Here is an 11,445-nt window from a genome sequence, read left to right as displayed (position 1 = left end):
GGCCCGCCTCGCGCTCCAGGCGTCGGCTTGACGGGACCCGGTTGAGATAGCCGTAGACGTACAGCTTCAGCAGGGCGGCCGGATGGTAGCCCGGTCGACCCGTGCGTGCCGCATCGACACCCGCAAAGCCGAGCGCGCCGAGTTCCAGGGCCTCCACAAAGGCATCGACGACGCGGACAGGATTGTCCTCGGCGATCCAGTCCTCAAGACAAGGCGGAAACAGCGTCGTCTGATCGCGCTCGGCACCGACAACGAACCGTCCCATGCCATCCTCCGGTCGTGCAGAGGAAAGCTACCACCTTCGGGGTTTTGACACAGCCAGGACCCAACGCAGTCACTCATGCACGGCTGCCCGGATCCCGAAAGCAGACACATGTTTCGATGCTACCAGAAGGGCGATGCGCCTTTGGTCACCGCCTAGCAGGGCCCGACGGTATTCCAGAGGCAGATGGCAAAGAAGACACCTTTGCGAAGGCGCAATGGCCGATTTGCAGCTCAAACGGTAGGCACGTTTCAAGGCTTGATGAGCTCGACTTGAGCCTGTGGGAGCGAGCGCCACCACGCGTCGGGTGCCTGAAAGGCTTCGTAGGCCAACCGCAGGACGGTCTCCGGCTGACGATGTGACGGGTCGACCCCGCCGCGGGCCTCGTTGCGGGCGAGGAGCGTCTCCCAGGAAAGGTCGAACACCTTCCACTCGACCGAGAGACCGTATCGCTCGACGACCTCAAGCTCGGCCTCGAAGACCTCGCGGGTCAGGTGGGTGTCGGCCATCACAACGCTGAACCCCGCCGCCAGGGCCGTATCCAGGGCAGCGACCTTCACGCCGTGGAGCAATTGGCGCGCCCTCTCGTCCCAGTCCGTCCGGCGCACCTGCCAGTAGACCTGACGGTCCGGCGGCCAGAATGTCTGACGCAGGTCGTCCAGGGTGAGGTGCACCCAGCCCTGCAGCGGGTCGTACCGGCGCGCGTAGGTCGTCTTGCCCGCGCCGGGGCACCCGATCAGCCCCACCACCCTCTGTCGGCGCGGGGGTGCCTCAACGTCCATGGAGCGCTGGGTCAGGCATGGTTGGCGGCGTCCTCGTCCTCGTCGAGTTCGGGGTCGGCCTCGACGGTCTCGCCGCGCAGGTAGCGCGCTTGGACCTCGGCGACACGGCGGGCAGCCTGCGCGTGGCGGTTCGACACCGGGCTGTCCGGGCCGAGGTCCCCGCCGCGCTTGGCCGCGAGCAGGTCCGGGTCGCCCCAACGGTCGAGGAGGGTCTGGAAAGCGTCGTGCCGGGCGACGTCGAAGGCGATCCGCTGGCCCATCATATCCTTGTAGGGGTGAGCCGGATGAATGCCGGCGCACGGGACCCACCCCGCCGGGATCGGCGTGGTCGCCGCGTGCGTACGGCCTCCGCGCAGGAGCTTCGGCAGGACATGGGTGTGAGGGCCCTCCGGGCTGGTGCCGCCAGGGCCCGGGATCGGGGCGTAGACCTCGATGCGGCCGACCCGGGCGAGGAACACCCGGTGGGGGCTCAGCGCGACGAGTTGGCGACCTATGGGGCTCGCAGGGTCGAACAGCGGCAGTCCGACGCCGGACCGCAGACAGGCGATGGCCTCCGGGTCGCTCGTGCGCACGCAGGCGTCGACCGCCAAGAGACCAAGGCCCAGATCGAACAGGATGGCGTCGCGGTCCCGTTCGCGGCCGGCGTCCCGGTCCGGGCCGAGTTCCGTCACCACGCCACGCCGGTTCATCGCGCAGCTAGCTTCTGGCAGGCAAAGGGCGACGGCGTGGTTCCACCCCGTCGCGACGGCGGTCTCGTAGGCCACCGGACGCAGGTCGGGACTGGGAGCGAGCGCGATGGCGCCCCGCTCCGTCGCCAGACCCATGCGCCCGTCCGGCAGCGGCAACGTGGCCTCGTCGGGGTCGCGCATGAACTCGGCGATGGCCCCGAAGCTGCCGAGGCTCCAGGCGGTGCCGGGGTCGGCCAGTGCGTCCCGCAGCAGGGTCGTGACCGCGTCAGCCCGTGGTGGTGACGTCATCGCGTTCCTCCGTCTGAGCCCCGGACCGCGCCCAGGGCAGGATGTATCGGGTCCCGTCCGAAGCCCAGCCCCGCTCGGCCGTGACGCCGAACGCCTCGGCCAGCAGGACGTCGGTCAGGGCTTCCTCCGGGGTACCGTCGGCAACGACGCGGCCTCCGGCCAGCACGACGATGCGGTCGCAGAACCGGGCCGCGAGCGTAAGGTCGTGCAGCACGGCGACGACGCCGGTGCCGTCCCGGGAGACGCTCCGCAGAAGCGCCATCGCATCGAGTTGGTGCGCTGGGTCGAGGGCCGTGACCGGTTCGTCGACAAGAAGCCACGGCGCCTCGACCGCGAGCGCCCGGGCGAGTAAGGCGCGCATGCGCTCTCCCGAGGAAAGGGTCGGCTCCGCTCTGGCGGCGAGGTGGGCAATGTCTGTACGCGCCATAGCCCGCGCCACCGCAATCTCGTCAGCCTCGGCCAGGGATGCGAACGCACGACGGTGCGGCAGCCGGCCGAGCGCCACGATCTCGCGAACCGTCATCGGCCAGCCGACGCCGCCCCCCTGGAACAGGGCGGCGATGCGGCGGGCACGCTCCTCGCGGGCCAAGCCGGATAACGGACGGCCGTCGAGGGTGACCCGACCCCCGTTCGGGGTAACCAGCCCCGCCAGAGCGCGAAGGAGCGTGGTCTTGCCGGCCCCGTTCGGGCCGACCAGCCCGACGAAGCTGCCGGGCTCCAAGGTAAGACCTATGTCTGAGAGGATGGTCCGTCCATCCAGCGTCACCTGAGCGTCCTGCAGGCCGAGGCTCATGCCCGCCTCCCGCGGCTGCGCAGAAGCAGCCCAATCAGGAACGGCGCACCGACCAGCGCCGTCACCACGCCAAGCTTGAGTTCCGGCCGGGTGGCGAGCAGGCGCACGCCGATATCCGCCGCGAGGACCAGGACCGCTCCCGCGAGGCCGCTCGGCAGCAGGCACGCACTGGGACGGGCACCGACGAGGGGTCGCATCAGGTGCGGCACCACGAGCCCGACGAAGCCGATGGCACCGGAAACCGCGACGCCGCTCCCGACGGCCAGGGCCGCACCGGTGACGAGACGCAGGCGCACAGAGACGAGGCTGACCCCGAGACTCGCGGCGGTGTCCTCGCCGAGCGTGAGGGCGTCGAGGGCGGAGCCGGTCGACAGCATGAGGGCCCAGCCGACAACCATCAGCGGCAGGCACAGGAGCACGTGGTCCAGGCTACGGTCGCTGAGCGAGCCCATCAGCCAGAACACGATCTCCAGGGCCGCGTAGGGGTTCGGCGACAGGTTCAGCGCCAGCGCGGTCAAAGCCCCGGCTAGGCTCGACAGCCCGACCCCTGCGAGGATCAGCCCGAGGGTGCTGCTGCCGCGGGCGGCGAGCGCGTTCAGGAGGAGCGCGGCAATGCCGGCGCCGGCGATGCCGCCGAGCGGCAGAGCAAGGCTCATAGTGGCGGCGAAACCGCCGTAGAACACGATCACCGCGCCGAGCGCCGCCGCCGACGAGATGCCGAGGATGCCGGGGTCCGCGAGCGGGTTGCGCAGGTAGCCCTGCATCGCCGCGCCGGTCAGGCCGAGGCTGAAGCCGACCAGGGCTCCGAGCAGGGCGCGTGGAACACGTAGCTCCCAAAGGACCAGGGCCGAGAGCGTCGTGCGACCGGCGACGAGGTCCGCGAAGGCGGCGGGCACGTTGAAGGGCGCGTAGCCGATGGCGATGGAGGCGAGGGTCAGCGCCAGGGTGGTGAGACCTAGGACGGCTATGACGGTTCGCCTGGCGCGCGGCGTACCGTGGCGACGGGAGGCCTTTGGACGGAGCGAGGTGACCGGCGCGTTCATGGCCGGGGCGCCTGCGCATTCGCTGCGTCGGCGAGGCGCGCCACGACCTCCGCGACCTGTGGCCCCGGACAGGTCCAGAAGCGGTTCGGGATGTCGACCGTCCGGTGCGCCAGCGCGAGGGCCTTGAAGACGGGATGGTGGAGCAGCGTGTCGGCCAAGGATGGCCAGCCCGGCGTGCCGCCGTCGACGACGATCAGGTCCGGGTTCGAGAGCGCCGCCGCTTCGAGGGGCACCTCCCCGAAGCGGTCACGCCCAATTTCGGCCGAGACATTGACGAGGCCGGCGGCGCGGATCAGCGCGTCCCCGAGCCCACCGGGCGCGACCGTGAAGGCGTTCGGACGCATCACCAAGGCGCGCAGGGGCTTCCTGGCCGGCACGATGGCGGCGAGACGTGCGTCGAGCGTTGCGATCATCGCCTCGCCCCGCTCGGGATGGCCGAGAGCTGACGCAACCTGCCGGATCTGGGCGCGGACGCCGTCCAGGTCGGCCGGCACGCCGAGTTCGAGCACGGGGGCGCCGACGCGCTTGAGCATGCCCACCGTCGTGCGCGTCGTGAAGGCTCCGGCGATCACGAGGTCGGGCTTCAGAGCCACGACTTCCTCCGTAAGGCCCCGCGTCACCGGCAGCCCGACCGCCTCGCTCGCGACCGTCGACCCGCGCGGATCTTGGGCGAGGTAGGTGACGGCCAGAACCTGGTCGCGGTCGGCAAGCCGTAGCACGAGCTCGTCGGCGCACAGGTTCATCGAGACCACCCGCACGGGTGCCGCCGCCGCGACCATGGGAACGGCGGACAGGATCACCGCGAGGGCGATCCCGAATCGCGACGGCATCCGCGACCTCAAAACGACGTCACGCGGACGCCGCCGTAGACGGCGAGCCCCGGCCCCTGGAAGCCGGTCGGGTTCTGGTAGCGCTGGTCGAACAGGTTATCGATCCGCCCGAACACCGTCAGGGTCTCGCTCCAGGCGTAGTTGACCGATAGGTTCACCAGCGTGAAGCCGGGGGCTTTCAGGCGGGGCACGGAGAAGTCGCGGTTGCCGTCCACGAACGACCCAAGCACGATGAGCGTGCCGGTCATGGTCAGGCCCGGCATCAGGTTCCAGATCGCGGTCGCGCTGACCTTGTTGCGTGGCCGGCGCAGCAGTTCTTGGTGGGCGATCTCGTCCTTGGTCACCGTGGTGGTCCAGTCCAGCCGCCCGCTCCAGAACTCGTTGAAACGCAGGGCGACGAAGCTCTCGGTGCCGTAGGCCGTGGCCCGACCGACGTTCACGTTGGTCGAGAATGTCGGGTAGTAGGCCGTCTGGATCAGGTTCTTGAAGTCGGTCTGATAGTAGGTCGCGCCCACGGTCATGAACCCGTCGAACAGCGGCTGCTCGAAGCCGCCGTCGAACCCAAAGCTTTCCTCCGGCCGCAGGTTGGGGTTCCCGAAGAAGCGAAAGCCCGGGTAGTCCTGATAAAGCTGGCTCAGGGTCGGCGGCTTGAAGCCGGTGCCGACGCTGCCCTTCAGGCGGGTCCCGGTGCCGGGCACGATGTAGCTCGGCGCCACCCGGTAGGTGGTCGCGCCGCCGAATTGGTCGTTCGCATCGTGGCGGATGTTGGCGACCAGCGCGGCTCCCGCGAACGGCGTGGTCTGAAGCTCGGCGAAGCCGGCGGTGTTGCCGTTGGACCGGTCGATGCCGGTCGTCTCGAAGCGCTCATCCTCGCGCTGGGCACCGAACAGCACGAGGGTGCCGGGTGAGAATTGCCAGTCGCCGCGGTAATCGAACCGGGTTCGTTCACCGAGGTAGGTCGTCGGCGTCGGCGGCGCGAGTGGGTCCAGCGGGCCGGCGAACAGGCGGTCGAACTTGGAGTAGTTCGCCCCGAAGACGTTGTGGAAGCCCGGTACCGGCGTCCACTCGGCCTCGCCCCTCATGATCAGCTGCTGCTGATCGTTGAGGTTCCGGTACGGCAGCGGCACGTACGGGAAGCCACCATCGGCCTGGTCGAGATAGGCACTGTCGGAGAAACGCAGGACGTAGTTGAGGCGGAACTCATCGGTAAGTTGCGCCCCGAGCTTGGTCGAGACCGTCTTGATGTCGGTGAAGGCGGTCCGCAGCGGCACGCCGCGGGGCAGCAGCTCGAAGGGGGTGACCTGGACGGCGGATTGCCGGATGTGGCCGACCGACACCGAGTAGTCGAAGATCCCCTCCGAACCCGATATGTTGCCGAACTGATTGAAGGTGCCGAACGAGCCGCCCTCGACGGTCGCCGTCGCCCGTGCCGGCCCTTCGCCACGTTTGGTCACGACGGAGATCACGCCGCCGATGGCGTCGGCTCCGTAGAGGCCGCTCTGGGGCCCGCGCAGCACCTCGATCCGCGAGAGGTCGTAGGTCTGCAACTGGCTGAAGTCGAAGGCGCGGTTCGGGGTCGAGGGGTCGTTGACGTCGATGCCGTCGATCTGGACCTTCACGTGGTTCGAGTTGGTGCCGCGGATGAAGACCGAGGTCTGGCCGCCGGCGCCGCCGGTCTGAACGACGTTGAGGCCCGGCACCTGCTGCAGGGCATCCGGCACCGTCCGGCGCTGCTGCTCCTGAAGCAGGCGGTCGGTGAGCACGGTGACGCTCGATCCCGTGTTGGCGATCGGCGTTGGCACGCCGGTGGCGGAGACCGAGATCTCGGACAGGGAGACCGCGGCCTGGGCGCCTCCCTGGGCATCCGCGAAGGGCGCGGCGACCTGCTGCGCGAGGGCGGGGATGGAGGCGAGCAATGCGGATGCGGCGCAGGACAGCGCCAGCGTGCGCCGGAGCGCGGAGGGAACGGGACAGGACACGGGACGGCCTCGGGGGACGGCTGTGGCACGTCACCGCGAACGAGGCCTCGGCGGCCGCGTCCTCAAGGGAACCACGGCGCCGCGACACCTCCCAGGACACCCCGCCCGGCAAGCTCCGCGTGTGACCACGGCTGACGGCAGGTCTCCTGGCTCGCGGGTCGTCGCCCTCTCATCGTCTTCCCGGGCGAGGCCGCCCAGTGACGTCGTGATGAAGGACTCGCCGCTTACAGTTGCGGGGGCAGCCGCGGCATCGGTCGAGCCCTCACGGGCGTGGCCTCACCGCGTTCCCTTTTGATCCCCGAGGGGAACCGTCATGCTCAAGCTAGGATGCGATGCGTCTATTCGTCAACGCGCGGAAACACGTTGTTCAGATGTGTGGCATCCTGGACGGGTCGGTCGTTGTCCTGACAGGTGCCCGTGAGTGGTCAGGGGGCATCTGCAGGTCTTACGTCGATACGGTCGAACCCACCGAGGCGGTAGACGAGGAACGACAGGAGCCAAGCCGCCGCGAACAGGCCGACGATGCCGAAGCCAAGCACACCGAAATGGTCGTTGATCGCGGCTACCCGTTGCCAGAACCAGCCCTAGAGGTTGAGCTTGTCCGCCAGGAGGTTCAGCGCCTCCAGCGTGCCGACCACCAGCGCGACAGCCACCGACACGAGGGTGATGGTGAGGTTGTAGAACAGCTTGCGCATGGGCTGGACATAGGCCCAGCTGTAGGCGCCGAGCATCAGCACGCCGTCGGTCGCGTCGACCAAGGTCATCCCAGCGGTGAAGAGGGCCGGGAAGACAAGGATCGTCCAGAGGTCCGTACCCTGGCTCGCCTGAGCGGCCGAGAGCCCGAAGAGGCTCACCTCCGTGGCGGTGTCGAAGCCGAGCGCGAAGAGCAGGCCCAGCGGGTACATGTGCCAGGAGCGCGTCACGAGGCGGAAGAGCGGCCGCAGTATCCGGGCGAGCACGCCCTGGTTGGCGAGCAGCATGTCGAGGTCGGCCTCGACGTAGCGGCCGGTGCGCCGCACCTGCCGGAACGCGCGCCAGACGCCCGCGAGGACGACGAGATTGACGAGGCCGATGAGGATCAGGAAGGCGGCCGAGACGCCGGTGCCGATCAGGCCGCCTAGCTCCCGGTAGCCTTCCGAGGCCGTGATCAGGCTGGTCGCGGCTAGCGCAACCGCAGCCGCGGCCACCACCACGACGGTGGAATGGCCGAGGGCGAACCAGAAGCCGACCGAGACCGGCCGCTGGCCCGCCTGCATCAGCTTGCGCGTGACGTTGTCGATGGCGGCGATGTGGTCGGGATCGACCGCGTGGCGCAGCCCGAAGACGTAGGCCAGCAGCGCGGTCGAGAGCAGGGCCGGCTGGCCTGCGAACAGGCTGTAGGCCCACAACCAAGCGGCGATGTTGGCCGCGATCAGGACGAGGTAAAGCAGCGCGACCCTGCTTCTAATCGAGCGAGGCCTCGCTTCTCGATTGCGAATGGTACCGACCATCACTTCGCTTCAGATGACTGCATCATCGTCCCTCAGCCACAGGCGCGACTTGCCGACAATGGAAGGGGCCTTCAAAAGGTCGCCACCGAGGCTCCCCTTGCTCGCACCAGATGATGCCGACGAATTCTGCCTTGGACGCGGTCCGTCAACGATGGTCGAACGAGCGCCCTTCTGCCGGGTACACCAAAGAAAGCCTGCAACGAAAAATGGCCTGCGGCGCGCTTCGCCCTGACATTCGGGAGCAAGTCGAACGCGAGTTGCACTGGCGTACGCGTCATGAACTCGGCTGATGCGCCCGCTCAAGGTCTGGACGTTCGTGAAGACGCCAGCGCCTTGAACCTTCTGCATCAGAACCGCCCGGCGATGGTGAGGCGCACCGCCGTGGGCTCGACGGGATGGAACACGCGGTCGATCAGCCCCTCGGCCGGCTCGCCGGGCAAGCGCGAGACGTAGGCGTAGGTGATCTGGTCGGATTTGCTGTTCGTCAGATTCAATACGTCCAAGGAGACGCTGACGCCGTTCTCGAAGGCGTAGCCAACCCGGCCGTTGAAGAGCGCGGTCGGGCGCGAGCGGATGGAGTTGTCCTCGATCAGCGGCCGTGGCCCGAAGTAACGGAAGCGAAGGGAGCCGAACCAGCCGAGCGGCTCGCCGAATGTGATGCCCGCAGAGGCGATGGTGGTGGGAGCTTCCGGGACCCGGTTGCCCACCGGGTCGTAGTCAGAGAAGCGGGCATTGGTGATGGTGAGGTCGCCCTCCAGCGAGAGCCAGGACGTCACCGCGTAGCGATTGGTCCATTCCACGCCGAAGCGCCGGGTCGGGCGGCTCGGTTCGGTCGTGCCGGTGTCGCCCTGGAACAGGTTCTCCGATGCGAAATCGAGCCGGAACAGGGCGAGGCTCGTCTCCAGCCCGGCGATGGAGCGGTTGCGCAGGCCGATCTCGTAACCCGTGGAGGGCACGAGGAAGGGCGAGCGTGTGGTGTTGAACAGCGACGACGTCGGATCGACGGTGGCGGTCACACCGCGCACGTCGTTCGAGTGGAAGCCGCCGCCGTAGTTCACGAAGAGTTCGGTGTCGAACCACGGGCCCAGGACGAGGCCGAGCTTCGGGTTCACGATGGCGTCCCGCGCCTTGCCGGAATTGGCGGGCGTGTCCGAGACGACGCTTGCGTAGTAGCCATCGGCCCGGAAGCCGACGCTGGTGCGCAGCCAGTCGGTCCAGCGCACCCGGTTGTCGAAGTAGAACGCCCCGCTCGTCTCCAGCACCCGGTCGTCGAGCACGCCCGAGCGAAACTGCCGGTTCGTCGTATTGAACAGGCCGACCCGGATCGAGTCCGTGCGAGTCTGAACGCCGATCTCGTTTTCCATGGGCAGGCCGAAGAGGTCGCCCTGGAAGATGTGCAGGGCCTCGCCGCCGCCGATGATGCGCTGGTCGAGCTGGTGGAACTGGTCGCCGTTGACCGGGTCGTTCAGGAAGTAGGTGAAGTCGTTGAACAGGTTGAGCTGGGAGCGGATGACGTAGGCCGAGGCCCGCGTCACGCCGGTGTCGTCCGTTGCGCTGAACCGTCCCGACAGGGAGAACCGAGAGGTGTCACCACCGTCGGTCGGGTTGATCGTGCCGTAGCGGCTGATCAGCCCCTCGGCCACCGCCCGCTCCGGGATCTGGTTGGTGGCCGTCCAGCGGGACGCGTAGGCCATGCCGGTGACGGAGAAGCCGTCCAGCGCGGTGCCCTGGCTGTAGCGGGCCACCGTGCTGATCTTGCGGAGCTTGTCGGGCACGACCCAGGGTCCATCGTAGACCTGCGCGTCGGCGGCGACCAAGAGATTGCCCTCGGCGAGCGGCACCGAGGCGATGGACAGGGCGCGCTTGTAGCCGAACGAGCCGATGGAGGTGAGCGCGAGGTTCTTCGGCACGCTGTCGAGGTAGTCGATGCGCACTGAACCTGCGGAGGCGAAGTCGCCGTCGCGAACGAAGTATGGCCCCTTGTGGAACTCCACTGCGCCGACAAGCTCGGGGATCAGGAAATTGATGTCTGCGTAGCCCTGCCCGTGGGCATGGGTGCGCATGTTGAGCGGCATGCCGTCCAGGAACAGGGCGATGTCGGTGCCGTGGTCGAGGTTGAAGCCGCGCAGGAAGAACTGGTTGGCTTTGCCCTCGCCCGAGTGCTGCGTGACGATGAGCCCCGGGACGGCCTCCAGCACCTCGCCGGGGCGTGTGACGGGCCGGTTGTTGACCTGCGCCCCGGTCAGGATCCCGGCGCTGGCCGAGTCTACGCTGAGCAACGAGCCACCGATCCCCGTGACACCGCCGACATATCCAGCGCTAGCGGAAGGTGCGGTTTGCGGCTTTGCGGCTATCGTTTCCGAGGTGACCGAAATCTCCTCCAACGTCGTCTCCGAGGTCGAAGCGGCCTGGGTAAGACGGTCCTGGGCAAAGGTAGTGGTCGACAGCACAGCAAGGCTGCAACCGGATAGCGCAAGCAGAGCGCGAAGAGAACGACGGGACACGGAAGCCTCGACGGCGGCAGTGGCACGTCACCGCGAATGACGTCGCTGCGCACGGCCAGAGCCCAGCGCTTTGACACCCGTCAGGACACCCCGCCCGACGCGTTTCGCGTGTGACCACGGCTGACGGCAGGTCTCCTGGCTCGCGGGTCGCCGCCCTTGCACCGTCTTCCCGGATGACACGCATCCAGTGACGCGGTGGTGCTGGGCTCGCCGCTTACAGTTGCGGGGGCAGCCACGGCATTGGGCTTCCACCCTCACCGCGTTCCCTTTTGATCCCCGAAGGGAACCGTCAAGCAAGGCTTAGCATTCGGGGTCCGCCGGCCGTCAAGGTTCGCCGCTCGATTTACGTTCGAACGCCTTCCTTCATCCCGTGGGTGTGTCAGAGCGGCGACGCCGACATGCCCCTTCGCGGTCCTCGGCGAGCGCCTGCATGATCGTCAAAGATGGGTGGAAGAACGAACCCGCTCGCGCGGGAGGGGTGGCAGCGTCGACGTCGGCGGGTTGAGCCGAAGGCCCTGCGCCGATTGAGCGTCGCCCGGCCCGGGCGGACGATCCCGGCTCCCTTCGAGCGGAGCCATCCCATGACCGTCCTTGCCGTTCCCGCCGCTGCCGGCGGCTCGCTGCGTCAGCGCCTGATCGACGACATGACCCTGCGCCGGTTCTCCCGGGCGACGCAGCGCAACTACATCCGCGACGTCGGGCGGCTGGCCGCCTTCCTGCGGCGATCGCCCGATACCGCGACCGGTGACGACCTGCGCCGCTTCCAGATCGCCCAGCAGGAACTC

The 11,445-nt window shown here is 68.4% G+C and carries 9 protein-coding genes, 1 pseudogene and 2 riboswitches; of the genes and pseudogenes, 1 reads left to right on the top strand and 9 read right to left on the bottom strand.

What is annotated here, in order from left to right; genetic code table 11:
- The 9 genes and pseudogenes from BM419_RS30540 to BM419_RS30500 all read right to left on the bottom strand — a co-directional run.
- Positions 1-265: transposase (locus tag BM419_RS30540; protein WP_139257171.1), on the bottom strand; the 265-nt coding region annotated here is incomplete at its 3' end.
- Positions 266-513: 248 nt separating this feature from the next.
- Positions 514-1,044 carry an ATP-binding protein gene (locus BM419_RS30535; protein ID WP_091928652.1) on the bottom strand — a complete coding sequence of 177 codons (531 nt, stop codon included), beginning with the start codon at positions 1,042-1,044 and terminating at the stop codon, positions 514-516.
- Between the two features lie 11 nt (positions 1,045-1,055).
- Positions 1,056-2,021: a DUF6925 family protein gene (locus BM419_RS30530; protein ID WP_091928651.1), complete on the bottom strand. Its 966-nt coding sequence runs from the start codon at positions 2,019-2,021 to the stop codon at positions 1,056-1,058.
- Positions 1,999-2,814: an ABC transporter ATP-binding protein gene (locus tag BM419_RS30525; RefSeq protein ID WP_091928650.1), complete on the bottom strand. Its 816-nt coding sequence runs from the start codon at positions 2,812-2,814 to the stop codon at positions 1,999-2,001. The genes BM419_RS30530 and BM419_RS30525 overlap by 23 nt, the downstream gene beginning before the upstream one ends.
- Positions 2,811-3,857 carry a FecCD family ABC transporter permease gene (locus tag BM419_RS30520; protein ID WP_091928649.1) on the bottom strand — a complete coding sequence of 349 codons (1,047 nt, stop codon included), beginning with the start codon at positions 3,855-3,857 and terminating at the stop codon, positions 2,811-2,813. The genes BM419_RS30525 and BM419_RS30520 overlap by 4 nt, the downstream gene beginning before the upstream one ends.
- A complete protein-coding gene (locus BM419_RS30515) occupies positions 3,854-4,687 on the bottom strand; it encodes an ABC transporter substrate-binding protein (RefSeq protein ID WP_091928648.1) in 834 nt (277 codons plus the stop codon). The genes BM419_RS30520 and BM419_RS30515 overlap by 4 nt, the downstream gene beginning before the upstream one ends.
- Before the next feature lie 8 nt (positions 4,688-4,695).
- Positions 4,696-6,666, bottom strand: coding sequence for a TonB-dependent receptor plug domain-containing protein (locus BM419_RS30510; RefSeq protein ID WP_091928647.1), 1,971 nt, complete (start codon positions 6,664-6,666; stop codon positions 4,696-4,698).
- A gap of 118 nt (positions 6,667-6,784) precedes the next feature.
- A riboswitch (cobalamin riboswitch) is annotated at positions 6,785-6,994 on the bottom strand.
- Positions 6,995-7,091: 97 nt separating this feature from the next.
- Positions 7,092-8,156, bottom strand: a pseudogene (locus tag BM419_RS30505) (HoxN/HupN/NixA family nickel/cobalt transporter).
- 347 nt (positions 8,157-8,503) lie between these two features.
- The gene (locus BM419_RS30500; RefSeq protein WP_244540929.1) at positions 8,504-10,540 is read right to left on the bottom strand and encodes a TonB-dependent receptor; all 2,037 of its coding nucleotides are present in this window, start codon (positions 10,538-10,540) and stop codon (positions 8,504-8,506) included.
- A 227-nt stretch (positions 10,541-10,767) separates the two neighbouring features.
- Positions 10,768-10,966, bottom strand: a riboswitch (cobalamin riboswitch).
- Positions 10,967-11,241: 275 nt separating this feature from the next.
- On the opposite strand from BM419_RS30500, the gene BM419_RS30495 reads away from it, so the two are divergent.
- Positions 11,242-11,445, top strand: a 204-nt coding sequence (locus BM419_RS30495) for a phage integrase N-terminal SAM-like domain-containing protein (RefSeq protein ID WP_175556422.1), incomplete at its 3' end; no start/stop codon positions are given.

Source organism: Methylobacterium sp. yr668 (assembly GCF_900116245.1).
In the GTDB taxonomy this organism is placed as follows: Bacteria; Pseudomonadota; Alphaproteobacteria; order Rhizobiales; family Beijerinckiaceae; genus Methylobacterium.
This window is presented reverse-complemented; position numbering and strand designations above follow the sequence as displayed.

Coding starts and splice junctions, on each gene's coding strand:
- BM419_RS30535 (WP_091928652.1), bottom strand. CDS start 1,044: ATGGACGTTGAGGCACCCCCGCGCCGACAGAGGGTGGTGGGGCTGATC.
- BM419_RS30530 (WP_091928651.1), bottom strand. CDS start 2,021: ATGACGTCACCACCACGGGCTGACGCGGTCACGACCCTGCTGCGGGAC.
- BM419_RS30525 (WP_091928650.1), bottom strand. CDS start 2,814: ATGAGCCTCGGCCTGCAGGACGCTCAGGTGACGCTGGATGGACGGACC.
- BM419_RS30520 (WP_091928649.1), bottom strand. CDS start 3,857: ATGAACGCGCCGGTCACCTCGCTCCGTCCAAAGGCCTCCCGTCGCCAC.
- BM419_RS30515 (WP_091928648.1), bottom strand. CDS start 4,687: ATGCCGTCGCGATTCGGGATCGCCCTCGCGGTGATCCTGTCCGCCGTT.